12 protein-coding genes are annotated in these 24,555 nt (G+C 44.0%); 8 read left to right on the top strand and 4 right to left on the bottom strand.

Annotated features, from left to right (window positions below):
* Window positions 1–35: 35 nt before the first annotated feature.
* Both JMY02_RS02835 and JMY02_RS02830 read right to left on the bottom strand, forming a co-directional pair.
* Window positions 36–5,030 (bottom strand): translocation/assembly module TamB domain-containing protein, encoded by a 4,995-nt coding sequence (locus JMY02_RS02835; RefSeq protein WP_201594982.1) that lies wholly within the window; start codon window positions 5,028–5,030, stop codon window positions 36–38.
* 85 nt (window positions 5,031–5,115) lie between these two features.
* Window positions 5,116–8,526 carry an autotransporter assembly complex protein TamA gene (locus JMY02_RS02830; protein WP_201594980.1) on the bottom strand — a complete coding sequence of 1,137 codons (3,411 nt, stop codon included), beginning with the start codon at window positions 8,524–8,526 and terminating at the stop codon, window positions 5,116–5,118.
* Between the two features lie 440 nt (window positions 8,527–8,966).
* On the opposite strand from JMY02_RS02830, the gene JMY02_RS02825 reads away from it, so the two are divergent.
* The 7 genes from JMY02_RS02825 to JMY02_RS02795 all read left to right on the top strand — a co-directional run bounded on the left by JMY02_RS02825 (window position 8,967) and on the right by JMY02_RS02795 (window position 18,656).
* A complete protein-coding gene (locus JMY02_RS02825; protein WP_201594978.1) occupies window positions 8,967–10,298 on the top strand; it encodes an MFS transporter in 1,332 nt (443 codons plus the stop codon).
* Between the two features lie 275 nt (window positions 10,299–10,573).
* Window positions 10,574–11,212 (top strand): 2-polyprenyl-3-methyl-6-methoxy-1,4-benzoquinone monooxygenase, encoded by a 639-nt coding sequence (gene coq7 / locus JMY02_RS02820; protein WP_201595231.1) that lies wholly within the window; start codon window positions 10,574–10,576, stop codon window positions 11,210–11,212.
* Window positions 11,213–11,449: 237 nt separating this feature from the next.
* Window positions 11,450–12,595, top strand: a complete 1,146-nt coding sequence (locus JMY02_RS02815; protein ID WP_201594976.1) for a hypothetical protein — start codon at window positions 11,450–11,452, stop codon at window positions 12,593–12,595.
* 410 nt (window positions 12,596–13,005) lie between these two features.
* Window positions 13,006–15,480 carry an esterase/lipase family protein gene (locus JMY02_RS02810; protein ID WP_227678389.1) on the top strand — a complete coding sequence of 825 codons (2,475 nt, stop codon included), beginning with the start codon at window positions 13,006–13,008 and terminating at the stop codon, window positions 15,478–15,480.
* Between the two features lie 451 nt (window positions 15,481–15,931).
* A complete protein-coding gene (locus JMY02_RS02805) occupies window positions 15,932–17,428 on the top strand; it encodes a cytochrome ubiquinol oxidase subunit I (RefSeq protein ID WP_227678388.1) in 1,497 nt (498 codons plus the stop codon).
* Complete coding sequence (gene cydB, locus JMY02_RS02800) at window positions 17,428–18,444, top strand: cytochrome d ubiquinol oxidase subunit II (protein WP_201594974.1); 1,017 nt, start codon at window positions 17,428–17,430, stop codon at window positions 18,442–18,444. Before JMY02_RS02805 ends, cydB begins: the two co-directional genes overlap by 1 nt.
* Before the next feature lie 95 nt (window positions 18,445–18,539).
* Window positions 18,540–18,656 (top strand): DUF2474 domain-containing protein, encoded by a 117-nt coding sequence (locus JMY02_RS02795; protein ID WP_201594972.1) that lies wholly within the window; start codon window positions 18,540–18,542, stop codon window positions 18,654–18,656.
* A 149-nt stretch (window positions 18,657–18,805) separates the two neighbouring features.
* Here JMY02_RS02795 and murU read toward each other — a convergent pair whose 3' ends face one another.
* Both murU and JMY02_RS02785 read right to left on the bottom strand, forming a co-directional pair.
* Window positions 18,806–19,540: an N-acetylmuramate alpha-1-phosphate uridylyltransferase MurU gene (gene murU / locus JMY02_RS02790; RefSeq protein ID WP_201594970.1), complete on the bottom strand. Its 735-nt coding sequence runs from the start codon at window positions 19,538–19,540 to the stop codon at window positions 18,806–18,808.
* A gap of 58 nt (window positions 19,541–19,598) precedes the next feature.
* Window positions 19,599–20,705, bottom strand: a complete 1,107-nt coding sequence (locus JMY02_RS02785) for an aminoglycoside phosphotransferase family protein (RefSeq protein ID WP_201594968.1) — start codon at window positions 20,703–20,705, stop codon at window positions 19,599–19,601.
* 390 nt (window positions 20,706–21,095) lie between these two features.
* On the opposite strand from JMY02_RS02785, the gene JMY02_RS02780 reads away from it, so the two are divergent.
* The gene (locus tag JMY02_RS02780; protein ID WP_201594966.1) at window positions 21,096–24,113 is read left to right on the top strand and encodes an LPS-assembly protein LptD; all 3,018 of its coding nucleotides are present in this window, start codon (window positions 21,096–21,098) and stop codon (window positions 24,111–24,113) included.
* Window positions 24,114–24,555: the final 442 nt, after the last annotated feature.

Below are 24,555 nucleotides of genomic sequence, written 5' to 3'. Positions count from 1 at the left end.
TGCTATCCGCTATTTTCAGTATTCGAATAGCGCTTTTAGAACTGCCAACTATAGACCACGTCTACCGCGTTTTCTGCGGCTGAAGTTGCTTCAACGTAGATACGGCGTGTCAGTTGATAGCGAATAGAGAGGCTGTTTTGCGCATTAAAGACACCTACGCCATAACGAATATATAAGTCAGGACTGACATAGCCGGTGACATTGACATTGGTGTCTTCACTGCTGCCTGAAGCATCAACCGTCAAACTCTGAAAGCCAAACGCTTGACCAATTTGATTGGTTAGATTGCGCGTCCCACTTAGACCAAAGCTCAAACCAGCTGCCGCTAAGTTATTGGTTACCTGTGACTTAAATCCTTGCTCACTAATCTGTGTGGCGCTTCTATTATCGAGGCGACCTGTCACCAAAGCGTTCATTGCTTGTTGCTGCGTCAATCCAGCATTATTAAAAACAATAATATTTGGGCTTTCTGTAGTGCCTTTGACACGCACACCCACTGTTTTGCCACTGATGATCTTAACCGCCTCTATACTCAGATTGGGCTTCATCACATCTCCGTTAAAGCGTACCTGCCCGTAGTTAAGCTCTAAATTCTGACCAAAAGCGTTGATGTTGGTACGACGTGACACCTGTACCACACCTCTTGCCCGCATGACACCTGTGCCATTTTGCGTGATATTAATCGCGCCTGCCAACGGAATGACTGCGCCAAAACCACGGAAATTGATATCGTCACCTAAATCAACACCAATGTCTGCATTGATTGACCATGGTTGTGAGACCGCCAACACCTCGTTAATATTGCCAATCAAACGGCGATCAAGCACGACGGCATCTTCGGTTTGGGTAATGATATCTTCGCTAGCCTCTGGCGGACGAATAGTCGCAGATGGCACACTGACTACGCCTGTAATATTGACATAACGGTCACCTGGGCGCACGATGATATCGATATCAGGGTTAATTTGGGCCAATAATAACGGTGGTTGCGTAATCACCAAATCTTTACCAGCAACACTCAGTTTGGCCTGTAATTTTTGTTGCCAATTAACCGTACCTGTCACCGTACCTGTACCCGTGCCACTTTTAAACGTTCCATCGATGGTCGCTTGTGTGCCCCGAATTTTGGCTTCAGTATTCACGTTGGTTAAATTCACAGGTAAGTCGAGCATCGCAATGCGGCCATTTGCCAGTTTTACATCACCATAAAACTGCGGCTTGTCTAAGGTACCACCAAGTCCGCCTGCCATCGTGATATTGCCTTCTAGTACGCGCATACCGGGGAAAAAAGGTTTAAATATCGCAAGATTCAGCTCATTTAGCACCAAAGCGCCTGATATTGGCTTCGGTGTTTTGTACGGATCAACGACAACTTCAGCATAGCCACGCGCACCGCGACCAGTATTGATGTCTGTACGCAGCTTGATGCCTTCAGGAACGGATAAAGCAATGAGTGAGACACGCTTATACGGCAAGGTAACAGGGGCACTATCACCATCTTGCATCAAGCCGATTTTACCGTTATCTGAATATAATGTCGTATTGATAGTCGGTGGACGACCAGCTTGCCAACCGACAATGGCTTTACCATTAATCTTACCCTGCCAGTCAATGTCGTTGGGTAAAAAGACTGAAAGTAATGAGGTATCTAAGTTCTGTAGGACGACATTGACCTCACCTTTATCTGGTGACGCAATTAAGTTTTCGCGTAAGCACACCTTGCCTGTTTGATCCGTTGCTTGCCAGCAATGCGCTGCCAGCTGCACTTTTAAGTCATTATCTCTACCATTTTGATTATTAGGTAAATTCACAATTAACTGCGCTGGTTGCAGCTGGTTTAAGGTGGCATATTTAGATTTGATACGGCCTTTACCGATCACACCTGACCAGCTTAGATTGTCTCGATTAAAACCCCCTTTGAGCCTTGCGCTGACATCCAGCTGCTCGTTGGTAACGTCAACGTCAACCACATGCGCCTGTTCAGTGCCGTTAAAAGTAGCTTGCACGCTTTTGAACGTTTGTCCTGCCGCATCTAAGCCTTCAGCGGTGACGATAAGCTGGCTTGGGCTATTGGCCAAATTGACCAGTTTGCCACGCACACGACCTTGGCGCAAAATAAAACCGGGCAAGGCGATGCGCTCACCAACCAAATCAATATAAATGGTGGGTAATGCTTGCCCTGCTGGCTGAGATAAGGTTGCACCGCCCGTGACTTTACCAGCCAGCTTGTTTGAAAGCTGGTCTAGACTGGTGATATTGATTTTGGTTTGTAATTGTCTAGCATTGCCATTGGCAGTGATATAGTTATCACCCCAACGCAGCACCAGATTGTCAGCATTTAAACTGTCGATTAAGGCATTTACTCGCTGATACTGTGTTTGTGCATCTTGTGTTTGTAGACGTTGGAAGTAGCCTGCCAAGTCTTTTGGCAGACGCATTTTCGCCGCCAAGCTGCCTTTGGCGCTAAGCGGTTGACCTTTTAGCATACCGCTCAAGTCAATTTGCTCAATATTGATAACTTGCTGCGAATCACTCCAGCGACCATCTGTATTTATGGTACCGGTTATCAAACTTGGCGTGTCTTTTAAGAAATACCCGACGTTAAAACGATCCATCACTGCATTGATGTCCCAAGCGATACCTTGACGCACATCTACGTTACCTTTGGCATCGATGCTGCCAGCGGCGCCCACATGACGGAAGCGGTTGATACGAATCAGCTGAGCATCACCACTGGCATCAATGGTCAACTTACCTGCTGGCAGTTGCTCAGCATCTAATATACCGTCAAAATTTACCGAAAAACGTTGCAGTTTGCCTGCCGTGTTTGCTTGGTTTTTGGGCGGTGTTTGCCACTCACCACTGGTTTTTAGATCACCCGTAATAATCGCTGGATTGTTGGGTAAAAAATACCCCACATTAAACGCATCAAAACGACCATCGACTGTCCAACCAATGTTATTGCGCAAATCAATGACACCTTTAGCCTTCACTGCGCCCGCTTCACCATTATAATTGAATTGACGAATACTGATCAGCTTTGGTGTGCCAGCGGCATCGATAACCAGACGTCCTTTTGGTACATCTGCCGTATCAATCTGCCCATCAAAACGGGCATCAAATACTGACAGCTCACCACCTATAATATCAACGCTGGCATCGCCATTACCAGCTATGCCGATAGTGCGACTATTCTGCGTGTCGTCAAGCTGCGCCTGCAAATCTGTTTTGCTCAAGGTAATAATATGACGCTGACCGCTCACACCGTTTTTGGTAATGTTCAATAAACGACCGCGCGCGCTGACACTGCCTGTCAGTCGCTCAAGCGGCAAATCACTGCGATATTGTTTGGGTAGCAGTCCATTGGTACGAGCATCAATTTGCCATGTCAATGGACGTTTTTTGTTCGCCAATTGAATCTGTCCAGTACCCGATAAATCACCTACTATGCCTTCGTAATCAAGACGATTAATATCAATAACATCACCAACTTTACGCACGCGCACATCGTAGTTGCCTTTGGGTGCCGCATTCAGCTCATTGATAACTGCATTGGCATCAACGGACAATCGTGAACCACGAACGATGACATCGGCTTGTCCGCTCGGACTATCGATATTGCCAATATTGGGGACGTTTCGGCGGACAAGGTTTTGCCATTTGGCATCAATATACCAAGGGGCTACTTGTGTAGATTTCGCTGACACTTTGCCACGAGTTATATTGGCATTGACATACTCGCCGTCACGTTGACGTAAGTCCGCATCAATTTCTATATTGCCAGCGCTATTTTTTTGCTGATAATGCACTGACAGTCTGCCATTAAGCTTTTGTGGCGCATACGCTTTAAAATCGGCATATTGCTCAGGAATAACGCTTTGAATATCAAAGTTGCTACCGTTCGCTCGCACTTTTGCATCAAAACTGTCTTGCCAATCTAAAATACCCTGCAATATCAAGTTTCCAGCAGGGACTTCAGCTTCTAAGCGATCGATGCGTAATTGACTATTCGCAATGATACCGCGACCTTGATAATGGCCAGATGGAATGTCTTTGGCCGTCAATTCGGTATTGATGCGTAGACGTATCTCAGAGAGAACGCCTGTGGCAGTTGCCGTACCGCTTTTTAGACGGATATCTTGGCTTTCGGCATAAGGAATGAGAATATCGTCCCATTGTAATTTGGCCTGAAACGGGGAGTCTTTATCCAGTCCTTGCACGACGAAATCACCGCTAACATCGCTGTCATTATAGCGACTACTCACCTCACCCACCGTGCGCTTTAGTGTGCCTGTCGCCGTGATATTTAATGGATCAATATAAGCTTTTTCTAGCGCGCTGACTTCTGCAATGGCACTTAAATCCAGTGGATAGTCGCCTTGTAAATCAATCTCACCTTGTAAAGCGCTGATTTTGACAATGTCGGCATACTGCAAATCACCATGACCAACTGTCACCATACTACCGACCCATGTCAAATCACGAGCAACAATATCATGAACGACGATAGGCTCTTTGGTCACTTGTTTATAAATAATTTTTTTAATTTTGGCTTGATCAAAACGCAGGTTGACTGGTAACTGTAAGGTTTTATAGTCAAATGGCTCACCCGTTGGTGGCTTAGTATTGAGAATCTCAATGGTTTGTATATCTGCCTCACGCAAATGCACTTCTTTGGCAAATATGGCACGCCAGCCTATCTTGACATACGCTTTATCAACCAATACAGTAATATCTTCAGTCGCTTCTATATCAATATCAGTGATCCAAATACCATCACGTAAATTACCGCGCCCATATTGAAACTCAATACCCGTTTCGGCACTGATTTTCTCCAAGATAAATTTGGTGCCCGAATCTGTACCCATCGCGTAAAAGAACACGGCAAACATAATCGCTAGTACGATTAAAATAAGTACCAATAGTTTGAGTAAGAATGACAGCGGATACCAACGTTTGACTGCGCGGGCGTCGCGCTGTGCTGGATCTTCATCTGGTGTGTTATTGGGCGGGGTATTTTTTGTCAACATGACACTCAACTACATTAGAGAATGATTACCAGCAATCGGCACGATAAACAGCAAATAGAACGAATTACACTACTAGATTAAATCACTATAAAGGCGAGCCGATAAAGAAGTGCAGTCTAATGGGGATACTCTCTTCTGTCACACCAGCGGCAACATCGACTCGCACCACACCGACAGGCGAGGCCCAGCGGATACCAACGCCAACGCCGACCTTTGTCTCAGCCTCAAAGTTTTTGTCGTAAGCATTACCCACATCGGTGAAGAATGCCCCGCGAAAGCCTGGTCTAAACTCATAGTTATATTCTGCACTACCCACTGCCAGAATTTGCCCACCCGTCAGATAACCTTTATCTATTGGCGATAAGCTTTCGTAATCATAGCCGCGGATACTTTGATCCCCACCTGCAAAGAAGCGTAACTTGTAAGGTACTTCACGAAAATCATCTGCCCAAATATAGCCAGTATTAACACTGCCCAGTACTTGATGTTTTTTATCATCACCAAAGCTATAAATACCACTGACTCCCGCACGCGCGATTGCCAAATTGGTATCACTAAAAGCTTTATCAGCCCCTGCTTCGATCGAATAATACTGACGTATGCCGCGAGTTGGATTGGTTGCACTGTCTACATCAGCTCTATTTATACCGTAACCAAACAACAGCGCTTGCTGGGTATCCAAGGTTGTAGGGAGATCGGGACGCACTGCTTCATCGATACCTGTTTCAGGCTCATCCAAACGGTAGCGTACAGAATAGCTACGATTCCAGCCACTTTCACGACGAATATTACGTGCCAACGCTGCTTTTAACGTTTTGGTAGAGAGGTCGAAGTTGCCCTCACCTTGATTGATCACTTCTTCTTCATAAGTCAGACGTGCGTCTAACTTATCATTGAGTGGATGCTTCCAAGGTCGACTGGCGTAGACGGCAACGTTTTTAGTGATTCTCGAGACTTCAGTTTCTGCCCCTGCTTGATAACCTTGACGATTTAACAGGTTGTAATCTATTTTTGCAGTGGCACGCACACCAGTGTCTGTGCCATAACCCAAACCAACTTGCGCATCGCGTGGCTTACTAGAAGAGACGAAAACATATAATGGTACTTTTTTGCTTTGTGCCACGTCTTGCGGCGTTTTACGTCCTGCCAGCGTTGGTGGTACAAAGTTTTCATCAGCGAGGATACTTTTTTCATCAGGAAATATTTTCTGAGCGACATTGCTGATTGAGTCACTGATTTTACCTAAGAGATTATCCGCTGCTTGATCTTTTTCATCCAACACACGATCATTTGGCAAGTTGCTCAAACGTTCTGCCTTCTGTTTGATGGCTTGCAGTTTATCCAGTGTTTCTTCATCAGCCTCAAACTCGATAGCAGCAATATCGGCCGCATTGACAGTCGCGCCACTGTTGGCGGTGACACCACTGCTAATAATGCCGTCAGAAGAACTGTTGGATGCAGATACGTTAGCAGTATTTTCATTATCGAGGCCATTTGACGCCCCAGCATTATTGACATCATTATCCAACACGTCATTGTTACTGACTGCTGAATTATCAAAAGCCAACGTGCTGGCCTCACTACTTTCATCCGGTGGCAATATGGATTCGACGTTGACGGTATTAAAGTAGCGGGTTGCTGATAGATCATTACTGAATTTGGTAACGTCTGGACGATAAAAAGGATCGCCTGGCTTGAAATCAAAGAGCTGCCGTAATAATGATAACTCAACAGGCAACTTGTCAGGATCTTGCGTCAGCGTATTGGTTTCTGCATCATAGGTAAAGAACACCACCTCATCAAACTCATAACGATCACCAGTGTTATAGACCAAAGACACATCCGCTGTGTTGTCTGGTAAGATGATATCGACGGATTTGTTTAGCCAATACTGATCGAAATAACCGTATGTATTACTCAGTGACTCAAGCGCAGCTTTACTGTTTTTGTAGACACGGTGATTAAAAATATCCCCTTCTTGCGGCGGCAATTCTGCTTCAAACGTGGCAAACTCTTCTTGCTCACTGCCTTCACCGCGAATATCAACAATACGGCTGTCCACGCGTACAGGCTCGCCCAGCTCTTCAATAATGACATCAATGGTATCGCGATTGGACTGGCGTAGACGCAAGGTCATGTCATAATAACCAACCGCTTTGGCGGCATCTAATGCCGTTTGACGTAAACGCGGTAAAGCAGCCGTAAAGTCGACAACAGATTGCACAGTAGTATCGTCAAGGGCGGCTTTGATGTTTTTCATAGGCTGAACATCATTATCAGCCTCGATCAGTTTTGGCGTGGTCGCATTATCAGAGGCCGCTTGTTGTAAATAAACGGTGGTCTCTATATTTGGCAGTGCCGTCACCCCGCCATTAAATAAGCGGTTATAAAGACGCTTGACGATATTATTTCTATTACGCGCCAGTGGTTTAGACTTACTGGCTTGCTCGATGCTTTGATTGACTGCTTGAGTGTCCGTTTGATAGTCTGGCAAATAGTCGTCAGGATTGATGATATCTGAGGGCGTACCCTCTTCATTGGTTATCTGGTTGGCATTCGCCGTACTCTCGTTATTAATATCGCTTGCGCCATTTACCCCTCCACTACTAACCGCATCACTCACATTAATCGGACGCGTTGTTATCTCGGCTGTCTCTGACAGCTCAGCTGCGACCTCATTACTACCTAACGTATCAAGGTTATCAGGGCTTGGCAGAGTGGCAGAGTCTAAACTCACATCCAAGCCAATTGGCGTGGTCGCATTATTTAATGTCGAGACGGGCGCATCAAAATCACTGTCATTATTGATACTATTAATGTCTTGGGCATTCTGTATGTCCATCGCTGCCAATTCACGATCAATCTGCTCGGGTGTCATCATCTGATAGCCCTGCTGCTGTATCGCCGTGGCTTGTTGCAACAAATCGTCATTAGAATTATTGAGTGAATCAAACTGAGCATTATTTCTGTCAGTCATATCAGCAAATTCAACCTCTGATTGAAATTGAGCATTGGCTTTTGACTCAGATTTTGTGATGCCTAGCGTTTGTTCGTTATAATCATCTAACACCGACTGATCGATGATGCCCTGCTCCACCGCTTTTTTTAGTCTCAAGGCGTCTAAAGCCATGTCAAGTTGAGCGTCATCATTTGAAGGCGGTGTGGACTGATTGGTAGTAGATTGATTGGCAGTGATTTGACTGGTCATAGATTGGCTAGGAACATTTGTGCTATTGGCGGTGTCAGCCAATGCGACAGGTACGATGCCGAAACCTACTAAGCTGGTCGCTAAAGCTTTAAAAAGTGCTGAGCGCGTAAAATGAATACGAGGGACATCACTACATAAAAAATGGCTGGAAGTCTCAGCCATAGCTACACGCGGGTATTTTAGAGGGGCTTTATGCATAGTTTGAGTATTCATATCATTCTGAATATTCAAACTATCACGCTGTATAACCGATACGTTGCGCGCTAGAGTTGAAGGCTGATGTTTCATGTTGATTTCCTATCACCTCACGCGGCACAATCTTATTAACGATATCTATCGTCAAGTCTTACCGGTGAATAAGCTTATGGTAGCTGGCTAAATTATGGTTGACGAAATTACTTTTGATAATGGTCATTCATGGTACAACGTCTATACCATGCTTGTATCAGCGGACGGATGGACTTAAGTAGCAACAAACCTTTGTCATCACTCATGCCTTGCAACGCAACCATATAAAATTTACAAATCATAACTTAGTTAATTATGAAATCATAGCATCGGTCGCATGTATTTTTATCAAAGCCTTGCTATTATACGGCTTAATATTGATAAAGCCTATGCTATATTTCGATAAGTTTTTGATACTATTGAGAATTGCCTTTAGCTTAATCGCTATATTCAGCATTTTACGCCACTCTATCAGCCGCGATCCATCTGTAGGAATTTTCATGGCCAACCAGTTTCAGTTATTTAAGCGCCGCCGTTTTAGCGCCATGTTTTTTACCCAGTTCTTGGGCGCATTTAATGACAATATTTTTAAGCAAGCACTCATACTAGTTTTGACTTATACCGCTGCCAGTCAGCTGGGAATGGAAGTCAGTATTTTAAATAATTTAGCCGCGATGTTGTTTATCTTGCCCTACTTTTTGTTTTCAGCACTCGCAGGTCAAATTGCCGATAAGTTTGAAAAATCAAAATTAACGCAATTTATCAAAATACTTGAATTGGTCATTATGGCAGTTGCCGCCGTTGGCTTCGTTTTTGAATGGTATGCACTGCTATTTGTCGCATTATTTTTGATGGGTACGCATTCGACCTTTTTTGGCCCGATTAAGTACGCTTATTTGCCTCAGGCGATGAAAGAAGATGAGTTGGTCGGTGCCAACGGTCTTTTTCAGATGGGTACTTCTCTAGCTATTCTCGTTGGTATGATTGTCGCCGGCATCTTAACTCAGCTATCACAATCGTTGTATTGGATTAGTGCAACCGTATTGGTCGTTGCTATTTTGGGTTATCTAGCAGCACGTTATATCCCTACCATGCCAGCCATGCAGCCTGATCTTAAGATAAACTGGAATATCATTACCACCAGTTTATCTACTGTGCGCTACCTGTACTCACTGCCATTCTTGTTTTTTGTCATTCTTGGCAACAGCTGGTTTTGGTTTTATGGGGCGACGTTTTTGACCCAAGTGCCAGAATTTAGCAAAGTGATTTTACATGGTGATGAGTCGGTGGTTATTTTTCTATTGACCCTATTTTCAGTAGGTGTGTCGATTGGTTCATTGTTGTGTAAATCATTGACCAAAAACCAAGTGAGTCTGCGCTTATTGCCTTTTGGTATTGCTGGATTGAGTCTATTTGCTATTGATTTGTATTTTTCATTGTCAGGGCTCAATATTGATGTGAATAATGACGCACTACTTGGTATCAGTGATTTATTTGGGATAAGTGGTAGCTGGCGTGTGTTTGCGGATTTGTTCTTGTTGGGTTTTAGTGGTGGTTTATATATTGTGCCATTGTATGCCTCTATGCAGGCATATGCACCCAAGAGCCATCGCGCGCGCATTGTTGGTGCCAATAATATCTTTAATGCAATATTTATGGTCACCTCGGCAATTTTTGCGATTGTTATCTTAAATTCATTAGGTTTGACATTACCGCAGCTGTTTTTAGTGACTGGTTTGCTTAATATTGCCTTTGGTGCTTTTTTATATATCAAGCTCAACAAACATATTAAACAGGCCGTTATTCAAACGCATGATGAAGTCAGCTCATAAAATACCGTAAAAAGTGAAACCACAATAACCTTGAACCAATAAAGCAAACAAGTATTATCAGGATATATGAATCATTGAACCATCAATAGTGATGCCGATAATTTAGATTGTTTGCTATAGTAATATAGTGAGTTCAGTATAAAAACGATAACGATATAGCAGAACTGGAATACAAAATATCTGTTTTATTTAGAATCGACTAAATGCATAACGTAATGACTATATAACCTTATTTTATTGATAGTAGATAAAGCCATCAGGAGTGAATCATGGCCCTGCGTCCCTTATCCAAAATTGACCATTTATTACTTGGGGTCGACAAGGCATTACGAGCTGTCGTCCCACATTCAAACCCTAGCACCCGTCCATTACCCGTCAGTAGTGACGAAATTCCTGAGCTAACCATCACTGAGGCCAGACATGTCGCAGGACTGATGCGTATCAATCACACTGGTGAAGTATGTGCACAGGGCCTTTACCACGGTCAAGCATTTGCTGCAAGAGACAGCGGCGTCAAGCAAGCCATGCAACAATCGGCGGAAGAAGAAGTCGATCATCTGGTATGGTGCGAGACGCGTTTGACTGAGTTGGGCAGTCACGCTAGTGTCTTTACGCCATTATGGTATGGCATGTCTTTTGGTCTTGGGGCAGTTGCGGGCGCTATTTCTAATGAGTTTAGCTTAGGGTTTGTTGCGGAGACAGAGGCACAAGTCAGTGAGCATCTACAAGATCATATCAATCAGTTGCCTGAACACGATCAGCGTTCAAAAGAGATATTGGCACAAATGGATATTGAAGAGCTACATCATCGTGAGCTAGCACTTGCCAGTGGCGGTGCTGCCTTATCACCACCAGTTCGTCAGACCATGCGCTGGATGGCCAATCGTATGAAAGCCGCGGCTTATCATTTATAACGGCTGATGTTGTTAGCGCAAATACAATCAATCTTCTCGCTGGTGTTTCTATTCACTTAACGGTATTACTCATATTATTTGGCTGGTTTGAGTTTTGCTATTAACAATCCTGCTACTGATAGCGTTAGGCTTAATTTGCTAGGGTATAAAAAATTTGTACGATTTTGCTTCAAAGATATGATCTCATTGCCCTCCATTTGCTCAATAACGAATACATTAAATAAGGTAACGATTTTTATGAAAGCCGCTAACCAATCAACTCTCTCTACCAGCTTGTCTACTAAGTCACCTAAGCTTGTCACCCTGACAGCACTTGCTACTGCATGTGCGATGCTGCTGTCAGCGCCTGTCAATGCAGCCGAGGCAGATACGACCGCCACCTCTGTGCCTAGCGCCATGGATTCTAGCAAACGTGTGATTCGTCTTGCTCGACCTAACGCCGCCATTAGCAGCACTGCTCAACCAAACGCGCAAGTGACACCGCCGGCGAATTTGCAGCTTGGTGCAGCCACCAGCAATAGTCAACCAAACAGCCTTCCGCAAAGCGCTGCTCAGCAACGTAATGTTCCACAGAATCCTGCGCCTATGAGCAGTACGCCGCCACAAATGACCGCACCTGCCGTGGCCACACCTGAATTAACAGGCACTACCCGTGTTTATGAACCCGGTCCGCTAACCGCGACTGGTATTGATCTACGCAGTGGACAGCTTGCCAGTATCCCAACGCCGCAAGTACAGTTGTCAGACGTGAGCTTTGTGCCAACTGTGTTCATCCCACAGCAAAAAGGTCTCGGCACGGATAAACTCGACGTGAGCTTGCTTGATGACTTCATCAAAGAGGTGTCACCTAACGCACGCCATTATCCACCAAACTTTCCTAACCGCTCACAGCGTCATTACACGCGTGAAAAGATCAAAGTATTGGCTGAATGGATTGAGCCTTATGCTAAGTCGCCAAACGCCTCTTATGATGTATTGCTTCGTGCCGCCAAGCTTAATGGTATGGGGCGAAATCTAGATTTGGGTTCTGACTATACGGTTCGCGGCGGACAATATGTGGATCGCGCTATCAAAATCCAACCTGATAGCGGTGAAGCCAACTTTTTGTACGGGCTGATGTTATCAGAAGGTGGTGGTTTTAAAGAAGGTCAAAAATATCTGGACCGCGCGGTGGCTTTAGGTTACACCGAAGCAGAACAAAGTTTGGCTCAGTCAGATTTGTTAACGGATCGCCGCGATAATGCGTTGGAGCGTCTGCGTCGACTCGCACAAAAAGACCCTAACAATGCCATTATTCGTCAGCAAATCAAACTTGTCGAAGAAGGTAAGTTTTACATTTGGGACATACCCGCTCCCAGCATCAACGTCCGACCAAGCGCTTAAAATTACTACATTTGTTAAGTAATCTAGACTCAAAATCAAACGCCGCCGTTTTATATCGATATTATTTCAATATAAAATGACGGCGCTTTTTTGTGTCTGCTAAAAGTGTTGACTGCGAAACCTGATAAATAGAACTTGGTTATAGTCGATACTAAATAAAACTGATACACGACATTATCACGCGAGACTGGCACAAATTTTTCTGGCTTGCTGTGCCTACGCCGACAGAGGCGGCGAAACTTCTCGTTTAAAGATAAGCATACCAGTCCCGCTGACTCATTTTTATCCTTAACTCACTATATTTGCCCTTAAATATCATAGTTTAATGTCAAAAGTTACGCTACACTCATTCTTATCATCGCTCATTTAATTGACCCTATCATCATGACTACCATTTATTGGATTGACCTATGACTTTCACTAATCCTATCAAAAACATGGTGATGCAAGCCAACAAAAACCCTCTGTCTATTACTTCAGCGGCTTTGGTGGCAATTATTGCATTGCTACCTGCGTGTAGTGTGGTATCAGTGGATAGACAAGCGTCAGCGAAAACCATTACAGCTCAGCGTGGCAATATTGTCACTGGCAAAAATCTGAGCAGCGATACGGCATCAGCGTTACTGTCGGCAGGGCTCAATGAGCAAGCTTGTATGCAGCAATTTGACTTATGTTTGACTCAGCTTACTGACAGTATTCTTTACTCGCATTATCGCTCTACACTGGCGATTTTTGCAGAGTTGCATTATGCAAAAGCGCGCCAGCTTGCCGACTCTCAAGACTGTCGCAATGCCCTCTCCCGTCCACCGCTTGACCCTTATTATGCTAATGCACCTTTGAGTGATGTTGCAACCAAAGCCCAGCAGGAGAACACCAGTATTTGTCTAACGGGTTATCAAGAACGGTTGTTTGATGCTATCAAATCCAGCTATGCCTATCTGTTTTATGACAGCTTGGCGCATGATTTTGATGGCGCTGATCGCAAAAGCCTCTCTCACATGCCCAATCGTATTCCAAGTGATATTGATATTCAAACTCAAGACATCTATAACGCTGCCAGCAACGATGTTATTACCCAGCTTTATAGATCCACCAACAGCTCAAATCAATTGATGAATGGCACAAAAGCAGAGTATCTACCAACGACCGCCAACAAACTTGACAGCAGCAATCAAGCCGCTATTGCCAATCGTTCACCACTCAAAGGCAAACCGACGGATCAAATCAAAGTTATGAAGGTACAAGCCGATGATTATGATCTCGGTATTTATTTGCCAAACGAAAACAACTATCTGCAAAATGCACACAAGCAAACGTCTGCGCTAGCAGACTTAGTATCCACTTATGAGCTGCGTCTCTCTGGGCTTAACTCTATCAGCAAACGTTCAGGTTTGGGCATCAGCTTAGTGGCTTCATTAGATGATCGCTATACCACCACCATTCGCCAATTATTGGTCGCATCATTATCCGGTCGGCTAACCAACGAAAAAAACAGTAAAAGTACAGAAGAAAGTAAGCCGAGTTCACGCATCTATCCTACTGGACATTTGCTATTAACTGGATTGATTCAACCAAGTGGCGATAGCGTACTGGATGTACTGAGCAGTCGTAAGCTCGATATCCACTTGTATAATCCGTATCAGAGTGAAAGTGTCACTATTTTAGGTGATGAGTATCCGCTAGCCGCTAACTTCTCTGCAGGTTATGGTTTATGGCTGTCAGAAAACCAGCTCGATGGCGTCGGTTATTTGAATTTAATCACACGCCAGCCCGATGCAGGACTGCCTAAGCTATTTATGCTTGAGCCTTATGATCCCAATAAGCGTGTCATCATTATGTTGCATGGATTGGCCTCTAGCCCTGCAACTTGGGTAAACTTAACCAACGATATTCTCAATGATGATAAATTGCGTGATAACTATCAAGTGTGGCAGATATTTTATCCAACCAATTTGCCTATTTTAGAAAATCGTTATCAAATTCAACGCTTAATTAATACCACTTACGAGCAAACCGACCCAACAGGGCAAAATCGCGCCAGCAAAAACAGTGTGATTATTGGTCATAGTATGGGCGCTATCATCGCTCGTATGATGCTGTCCGATGAGAATTTGGTTGATGACTTAGACCGATTAGACGATCAAAACATACTCTCCAGTAGTGAAAAACGTAAAATTAGGGACGCAATTAAAGAATCGTTTACTGATAAAGCGCTCAAAGAACGTTTTGAATTAACGGCTTTACCACAAGTAGATACGGCTGTCTTTTTGTCCGCCCCTTTCCGCGGCACCGACTATGCAGACCGCTGGTTTACACGGGCACTCCGCCGCATTGTCTACTTACCAGTCGGTTTGATTAAGACGGTCACTGATAACTTAGCAACGATTGCCACACAAGGCGATTTGGCACAAAACCCATTGGGAGCGTTATATTTGCAAAATGGTGCTAGTCAACTCAGCGATAAGTCCTCTTTTATACAGTTGACTAAAGACATCACCATCAATAATCGCATTACCTATCATTCTATTATCGCCAATAACGATGCGGACATCACGAAAGGACTGGCACAAATGCAGCCTAGCGGTGTGAAACTCGACTTGTCGCAGGCCATAGAAGAAGATGCCAAAGACGAGGCTGCTAGTGCGAGCAACACCTCCGATACTCCAAAGATACCTGCTGCCCCGCTGGTCGCTGCGGTGACTGTCGATGACAATATCAGCCAAGCACTCACTGAGCGCTTATCAGATGGTATCGTACCTTATACGAGTGCCCATCTTGACGGCGCGGCCTCTGAGACGGTGATTAATGGTGGCCATAGTATTCAAGCCAATCCGCAAACCATTTTAACGTTACGACGAATTTTGCATATGCAATTACAGGAATAAGACAAATTTAAATCACTTGTTAAAACAGTATCAAGGTTTCTGCTAGCTATTTGTAAACCCTATCTTAACAGTCCTATGCTACTTATAAATTAGGCAATATATTGTTCTTCATGGCTATCAATTCAAGATTTTTAGGTACATTTGATACTATTTGGATGACTACTAGGTATGTAACTGCGTGATTGGGCAGCTTGCGTGTATATCTAGGGAGGCGCATAATAGACCCATAGCAAATGACAGTAATATACTAATTTATAAGGATGTAAGTTATTTAACCCAGCTAAACAGTGATGATCTTAGCCGCACTTTATTTTAAATATTGCTCGCTAGTGAACACTGAGCTACTGCCCGTAATCAATAGTTGTCACCTTATTATATGGTCAATTACGGACAGTTACTTGCGTTGTATGGAAGCCAGCGCTATTCAGCTAATAGATAAGGGTGACCATTTATGTTCGCTACGTTTATGATTGACCAGCTTGATGCGCTGATGCTGGCGCGCATCCAATTCGCTTTTGTTATCTCGTTCCATATTGTCTTTCCCGCCTTTTCTATCGGGCTTGCTAGCTGGTTAGCAGTTCTTGAGTTCCGTTGGTTGAAAACAGGTGATCCTATTTACGCTGAAGTTTATAAACACTGGGTGAAGATATTTGCCGTGGTGTTTGGTTTGGGCGTGGTGTCAGGTGTGGTGATGTCTTACCAGTTCGGTACTAACTGGGCGGTTTTCGCAGACAAAGCTGGTAACGTCCTAGGCCCTCTACTCGCCTACGAAGTATTGACCGCGTTTTTCTTAGAAGCCTCTTTCTTAGGTATCATGCTATTTGGTTGGGGACGCGTCAGTAAACGCATGCATTTCACTGCCACTGTCATTGTCGCCATTGGTACACTGATATCAGCTACTTGGATTTTGTCGGCTAATAGCTTTATGCAAACGCCACAAGGTTTTATGATAGGCGCTGATGGTTTGCTATATCCCACCAATTGGCTTGAGATTATATTTAACCCCTCCTTCCCCTACCGTCTCGCACATATGGTGACAGCAGCCTTCTTGACGACTGCTTTTGTTATCGGTGGTATCGGTGCTTATTATATTCAATCTAAAAAACACACAGAACACCGTCGGCATGGTCGGGTAATGCTAGGTATGGCAATGATTATGGCCATATTTGTAGCGCCTGCACAGGTATTGATTGGCGATGAGCATGGCTTAAACACGCTTGAGCATCAACCAGCAAAAGTAGCCGCCATGGAAGGGATTTGGGAGGATGAGCGCGGCGCGGCTTTACGTTTATTTGCCATTCCTGATCAAGAAAACCAAACCAATAAGTACGAAGTAAAAATTCCTTATGTGACCGGTTTGATTCTTACCCATTCGCTCGATGGTGAAGTAAAAGGCCTTAAAAATTGGGCGCCTGAAGATCAGCCGCCTGTCATTGTTGTGTTTTGGGCATTCCGTATCATGGTTGCCATTGGTATGCTGATGGTATTGGTCGGTTTATTCAGTCTCTATAAGTACTTCAAAAAACAACAGTTCAATCCCGAAAGCGTGTGGTTTCACCGAGCATGGATGATGATGACACCTCTTGGTTTTGTTGCAATATTGGCTGGTTGGTTTGTGACCGAAACAGGTCGTCAACCATGGACAGTATATGGCGTGATTCGCACGGCTGAAAGCATGTCACCACTCGCCGCTCAGCAAGTAGCAACGACGCTGATTGGCTTCATCATCCTGTATATCTTCGTGTTCGGTGCTGGTAGCTTTTATATATTGCGCTTGATTGCACAAGGGCCCAAACCTTATGAGAACCCTGCTGATGATAATTTCTATGAGCATTCAGTGACAGAGAGTCAAGGTCGCGCATTAAGCGGCGATAAGAATCCTGCTAAAAATACTGAAGAAGATTTAGATACGCCTGCGGACGATGTTGATGATGGAGGGTTACGCTAATGTTTAACTACGGTGATGTATTAGACTTACCCTTAATTTGGGGCGGACTTATCGCTCTATCCGTCTTTATCTATGTGTTACTTGATGGCTTTGATTTGGGCTGTGGTATTTTGTTCCCGTTTGCAGGCTCCGATAAGAATCGTAGCCGAATCATGAACTCTATTGCGCCATTTTGGGATGGTAATGAGACTTGGTTGGTATTGGGCGGCGGTGGTTTGTTTGCCGCTTTCCCAGTCGCTTACGGTATTATTATGACAGGTCTTTATTTACCAGTAACCGCCATGCTTTTTGGTCTTATTCTGCGCGGAATGGCGTTTGAGTTCCGCTTTAAAGCTTCGTCACGTCGTCATATTTGGGACACCTCATTTTTTGTCGGTTCGGTCGTCGCAGCCTTCTCTCAAGGCATTATGCTTGGGGCGCTCGTACAAGGTCTTGAAGCCAGCAACCGCTTATATACTGGTGGACCTTTTGACTGGTTTACGCCTTTCGCTATCGTTTGTGGCTTTGCGATGATTATCGGTTATGCGTTACTTGGCTCTACTTGGCTCATCATAAAAACAGAGCATACTTTACAAGTGTGGGCACGTAAAGTCTCTGGCTGGATGCTTTCTGCCTTGGTCGTGGCGATGATTATCGTCACAGGATTTATGTATTTTTCAGATATCAATGCACTCGAAGGATGGTTTAAGTTCCCAAGTTTATTGTATCTCGCACCTATGCCTATTATCGTCTTACTATTGTTTTTTCTCATGCGTAAAGACTTAAAGACGGAGCGTGAATATCGTCCTTTCTTATTAACGGTTGCTCTATTTTTGATGGGTTACATCGGCGTCTGTTTTGCCATGTTCCCTTATATCGTACCGTATCAAATGACGATTTATGAGGCAGCCGCTGCGGATACGTCGCTATCCTTTATGTTAGTTGGCGCCGTTATTATGCTGCCAATTATCTTAAGTTATACTGCTTTTGCCTACTATACTTTCAAAGGGAAATCTGATCACAATCCTATGTATTGATTGCGAACAGTAGTCTATAACGTATCAGCCAAAAACGGTGGCTATCATTATTCATTCATGATAGCCACGACTCATAAGCCAATCAGGAGACTTTCATGAAAAAGCTTAGTAAAAAACAATCACAATGGGCATGGTTTGCTGGCTTATATCTAGCAGGGTTCTTGGTGGTCTTTATCTTTGCCCAATTAATCAAGTTAGCGATGGGCGTTTGATGCTAATCGCTAATGTCATAAAAAAAGCAGCGTCTAGAAATCAACGCTGCTTTTTTTATTGATCTGTTTTTATTTGATATTAAGGCGTGTTTGATATTCGACCATGGCACTGACAGCGACTATTTGTGAATATCAAACACGCCCTAAGTTTATGCGCCTAAGTGATTGTCAGCGCCTTTACTATCAATAAACTCATTGACCTGCGCCAAGCGTTCAGGCGTTCCAACATCTATCCAATTGTCAGTAATCACCTCAGCCGTAATTTGAAACTTTATCATCGCCTGCTTAAGCAGTGGCGCTAACGCAGCTGGCTGACCGGATACCAATCCATCCACCAATCTGGGCGACATCACACTGATACCAGCAAAAGTATATTTGTCCGCCTCGCCAATTGCCTGCTCACTGGCCAGACCATTATTGATCGCAAAATCACCACCATTATTATGCTCTGGATTGTCAATCAATAACAGATGCGCACGTTGATCGGCACTCAGCGTATAGTCTCGCAATTGGGTAAAATCATAAGTCGTCCACACATCAGAATTGACCAAAATGAACGGCTCATCACGCAGTTTTCCCGTTTGTAACGCTTGAAAGATACCACCTGCCGTCTCAAGAGGCTCATCACCTTCAACAGACCAATGCAATGTGACCCCGTACTGTGTACCATCACCCAATGTATCCATTAACTGATCAGCAAGCCATGAGGCATTGATAGCAATATCAGTGATGCCAGCTGCACACAATGCTTGGATATGCCAAACAATAAGCGGCTTTCCACCGACTTCTACCAAGGGCTTTGGGGTTCTGAGTGTTAATGGACGTAAACGCGTGCCTTTGCCAGCAGCCAAAATCATGGCTTGTGTAATCTTAGACGTAGACATGGCTCTGCATGCTCCTTTTTATATTATGACGTGAGCTTTTACCCTCACTCATGAGTGGTTATACTGCGGCAAATTTATCTTGATAAGCTGGCAGCATAATACTTTTTAGCCATTGGCTAAAGGGTATGACTGCTTGCTTTATCTCATCATTGCCCCGCTCAGCAAGCCAGTTCAATTCAATAAGCAGATCACGCATGACTTTGGGAATATCGGCCAAATAGCGGTCTTTACCATCACGCTCAGATAAGCGAATAAAAATCCCGAGCACTTTTAAATGCCGCTGTACGCCCATTACATTCATGTCATTTTCAAGCTGCTTTAGGCTATCTGCTGTGATTAGATCAGCTTGCTTTTGTAATTGCCAAAAATCATTAATCCATTCAGATATTTGACTCTCTGGCCATTCAACATAAGCATCACGCACCAATGATACCAAGTCGTAAGTGTAAGACCCTATGACCGCGTCTTGAAAATCAATTACACCTAAGCGCGAGCTATCCGTTTGGTCTAACATAAGATTGCGGCTGTGATAGTCACGATGAACGATGACTTGTGGCTGTAGCAAAACCTCTTTTATCAACGCCGCTTTTAGAGGAATCCATAACGTATTATCAAGTGCCACACCGATATAGGGTATAAACCAGTCACTAAACAAATCCATTTCACGATTCAATAACGCGGTGTCATAATCTGGCAATTGATGTTGAGATGTTGCCGTGTCAACGGGGACAGTTTGTAACGCCACCAATGTCTGCATGGCCAACTGGTAATGCGCACTTACCTGCACGGGCGTTGCATCCGTGAGCAAATGGGCAAATTCCACTGTACCAAAATCCTGCAATACCAAAAAGCCCTTGTCCACATCTTGGGCAATAAGGGTGGGCACATTGACAGCGGGTGACATCAGTTTGGCGACATTAATGAACTGACGCATGGCATCTTGTTCGTCAGCAGAATCCATCACAATGTAACGCGACTCCCCTGCATTGCTATCTTCTGCCAACTGGAGACGATGATATTGACGGGCGCTGGCATCACCTGGCAAGCTATCGAGCGTAAACGCTTTACCTGCAAATACTTGCTGCAACCAGCGCTCTAATTGTTGTAAGCGATTTTCTGTGTGGTTTTGGGTCATATTGGACTCTAAAATTATTTGGTCAGTCATAAATGGCATCGCAGGTTAAATATCAGTCGTAAACAATTAAAGTAGTGATAAGTCAGGCAAATACTTGCTAAAATAGCAACGTCTTAAGCTATAGTCGCTGCTATAAATAGTCGTATTGATATCTCATTCAATATATAGTGCTAGGCATCATTTCAACACCCATTTAAAAGACAGCTTGGCTATATTATAAATTTTGGTAAATAGTGTAGCTGATTTGGTTTTTTTTGACTATGATTAGTCGTCATTATATGTAAAACACCCAAATTCTTGAGATTATATTCTCAGTTAGTGATTTTTTAGTCTTTTATTAATGGCTATGATACCGTTAAATAATATGGCTACTAAACTCAATATCGCAATCCAATAGGCTCTGCAATCATAGGTGTGCCCTTGTTATATTCTCCGCTTTACCAAAGCATTCGTTTGATCTTATTCGGTGCTTTAGGCTTATCAAGCCTAACGGTCAGTGCTGCGCTCAGTGATGCTGAGCCGCAACAGACAGAATCACCTATCACTGGTAGTAGTGCTAACCCTTATGCTTCTGACGTAGCTACTAGTGCCTATGCCGATAGCATGAGTGTCAATCACAATGGTACTTATCCAAAGGTAGAGCCAGCGACTCTATCGGGCATCGATAGTACCCCTCTAACGAGCGACTTAAATGATTTAGATAGCTTAGACAACAGTGCTGTGGATAATCGCTCTTTAAATATCACTGAGATTAATGACAGCAACTCTACAGCTGCGGCACAATCCTCAAATACGATCAATGACCGTCAAGTAGTGAGCGATGTAAAAGCGAGCGATGAAAGTATTCAAGACAGCCTGATGCGTTTGGCGGAATTTTATGAGTTGACGCCAGATACTAAAACGCCAATTTTGGACAGTGCTGATAGCACCAACGCTGACAGTAGCAACGCTGAAGCAGATAATAGTGACAGTACTCTGGCGACTGCACCGCAAACCATTCCAAAAGTGGGTAGGAACTTACAGCTACTCCCTAGTGCAGTAGACAGTGCTCAACGCTGTGAAGGTCAATGGGTATATCCAAAGAGCAATCCCAATTATCAACGTGCTGTGAACGAGGCTGGAGCAGCGAATGGCCAGCCAGCACCCAACCTGAATGGTATTCCGAACAATCAAGCGCCTCTGTTTACAGAATCAGACTACGGTTATTACGACAATGTTGATTATGCTGAGCTGTCAGGCAATGTCATCATCAATCAAGGCACACAGCATATAGCAGCAGAAAAAGTTTTGCTCGATTTGAGCAATGGTGTGGCGGCGGCTCAAGGCAATGTTATGTTTACTGACCAAGCGACCGGTCAGCGAAGACAATCTAATAGCACCCCGAACAGCTCTCTAAACACAGCGCAAACCGGCCTCAGTGCTCAGGCATCCCAAGGTGGACTTATCGGCGTCGCTGATAGCTTGAATTATAATACAGAAACAGGGCAATCAACGGCCACCGATGTGGCTTTTGCGAGTGTGGAACTGCAAGCACATGGCTATGCCAAACGCTTAAACAAACCCAATGACAGTCAGTATGAGTTAGATGAGGTGATGTTTAGCACCTGTCCACCTACAAATCGCAAATGGCAATTTGATGCAAAGAGCATTGACTTAGATACTGATACAGGTCGCGGTGAAGCCTATAACACCACCTTCCGTATCGCGGATGTACCCGTGTTTTATCTGCCTTATTTTAACTTCCCGATTGACAGTCGTCGCAGCAGTGGCTTTTTATTACCGAGTGCCAGTATCAGTAGTGAGAGCGGGCTTGAACTTGACGTGCCTTATTATTTTAATTTAGCACCCAATTATGATGCCACGCTCAATACTCATATTTATACCGATCGTAATCCCATGGTTTCAGGTGAATTCCGCTACCTAACCGAAAATTATGGCGAAGGTATTTTTAACGGCTCATACTTGCCCAATGATAAAGAATACAACGATGAAGATCGTACCAGCTTCTTCTATGATCATTATTGGTCATCCAGCAGCATTCCACGCCTGAGCGGTGACGCCAAATACAGCTATGTGTCAGATTCAGACTATCTCAATGATTTTGATACGTTGGGTTTATCAGACAGCACCATAAACTTACCGCGCCGTGCTCGGGTTAACTACTATAATGATTACGTTGACGGTGAATTGAAAGTAGAAACTTTCCAAACGCTAGACGCTTTTACCGATAGTGGTCAGCCATTAGAAGACAAAGACAAACCTTATTCACGATTGCCACAGCTCAAACTTGATTATCGACTGCCGTGGGCAAAAAACTTCGATATCACTGGTGTCAGTGATTCTGCTTATTTCAAAAAATCGATCGATGATGGGTCTGAAAATGAAAAAAGTGGCGCCCGTCTTTATAATAAATTAAGTGCTGTTTATCCAATCGAAAAATCATGGGGTTATATTAAGCCCCAGTTAAGCTTGCAACATCTTTATACCTCATATGATGAAGATAGCTTGGCCGATAATCAACTCAGTGACGAAGATGGCAGTCAGTCAGTATTTGTGCCGCAAGCCAGTATCGATGCGGGACTGAACTTTTACCAAGCAGGTTCACCTTTTGGTGCGTTTGACGATACCATGGGTGGCTATCAATTGCTGAGTCCGCGATTGAAATACACTTATTCGCCTTATAAAGACCAAAACGAGCTTCCTAACTTTAACACGCGTATTGCCTCTATCAATTACGAGCAACTGTTTTCAGACAGCTGGTTTTTAGGTCATGATCGTTTGCAGGATCTGCATTCATTTACTCCTGGTATCAATTATCGTTACATCGACGCAACGGGTGTGACACGTTTTGATGGTAGCATTGCAGAGCAATTTTATATCGATGAAGGACGTGTGACACTTGACGATGAGCAATCTGTCTTTAACTCTTCTTCTTCGGGGATGGTTTGGGATACCAGCACGCAGCCTTATAATAATTTTTGGGTTGATGTCAGTGGCGCGCTTACCAACAGTTATGATTTAAATTATATTACCACTGAGCTTCGCTATCAGCCGTCAGACAACAGCTTATTTAACGTTGGGTTCGTTAAGCGTCAACGTGACGAAAACACCAATCAGCTACCGCTCTCCGCTTTTACAGCCTCTGCGGTCTTTCCGATCAATAACAATTGGCGAGTCTTGGCTCAAGGCCAATATGATTATAATCGTGATAAAATGCTTGATTCGTTGGTCGGTGTTGACTATGAAGACTGTTGTTTTGGTTTTGCAGTTTATGGCCGTCGTTACTATAATGACCTCAACGTCAAAGACAAACCAACACAAGCAATCATGGCAGAGATTAGATTGAACGGACTTGGTAGCGGTAGCAGCCGCCTAACACGCTTACTCTCTGATAAAGTGCTGGGCTTTGAACCTGTCCAGACGGCATGGAAAGATTAATAAATCATCGTTCAGCCAGATTAGAGTATGATTTGCCTAGGGCGTGTTTGATATTCACGAATAGGCACTGCTGATCGCTAAAATGGTTCCAGACAAGGCGCAAGTCGATGATAATGTTAATACCTTAGCGAGACTTGCAACACAGTATTGGACAGTTTTAGTAATCAGCCCCAATCATAACAACACAGGGGACAGGACTCTTTTTTGCCGCTTCATTGCTAAAAATAGACGTATACAATGACTATACTCACTATCTTTACCTTCGAATCGCCTAAAAAATAGTCTCTGTCAGTGCCATGGTTGAACTATCAAACACGCCCTAGATATTTATAGAACATTTTTATAACCCTATTATGGACAACCCTGTCTAATATTTGACTTTCAAAAGTATGGGATAGAGTTAACCGACTACCATCCGATGCGATGACATTGATGAGGAGCA

This window comes from Psychrobacter vallis, from assembly GCF_904846715.1.
Lineage (GTDB): Bacteria > Pseudomonadota > Gammaproteobacteria > Pseudomonadales > Moraxellaceae > Psychrobacter > Psychrobacter vallis.
The sequence above is the reverse complement of the archived record's forward strand: the minus strand, read 5'-3'. Positions and strand labels throughout refer to the sequence as shown.

Coding starts and splice junctions, on each gene's coding strand:
- JMY02_RS02805 (WP_227678388.1), top strand. CDS start 15,932: ATGTTCGCTACGTTTATGATTGACCAGCTTGATGCGCTGATGCTGGCG.
- JMY02_RS02825 (WP_201594978.1), top strand. CDS start 8,967: ATGGCCAACCAGTTTCAGTTATTTAAGCGCCGCCGTTTTAGCGCCATG.
- JMY02_RS02810 (WP_227678389.1), top strand. CDS start 13,006: ATGACTTTCACTAATCCTATCAAAAACATGGTGATGCAAGCCAACAAA.
- JMY02_RS02795 (WP_201594972.1), top strand. CDS start 18,540: ATGAAAAAGCTTAGTAAAAAACAATCACAATGGGCATGGTTTGCTGGC.
- cydB (WP_201594974.1), top strand. CDS start 17,428: ATGTTTAACTACGGTGATGTATTAGACTTACCCTTAATTTGGGGCGGA.
- JMY02_RS02815 (WP_201594976.1), top strand. CDS start 11,450: ATGAAAGCCGCTAACCAATCAACTCTCTCTACCAGCTTGTCTACTAAG.
- JMY02_RS02835 (WP_201594982.1), bottom strand. CDS start 5,030: ATGTTGACAAAAAATACCCCGCCCAATAACACACCAGATGAAGATCCA.
- JMY02_RS02785 (WP_201594968.1), bottom strand. CDS start 20,705: ATGACTGACCAAATAATTTTAGAGTCCAATATGACCCAAAACCACACA.
- JMY02_RS02830 (WP_201594980.1), bottom strand. CDS start 8,526: ATGAAACATCAGCCTTCAACTCTAGCGCGCAACGTATCGGTTATACAG.
- murU (WP_201594970.1), bottom strand. CDS start 19,540: ATGTCTACGTCTAAGATTACACAAGCCATGATTTTGGCTGCTGGCAAA.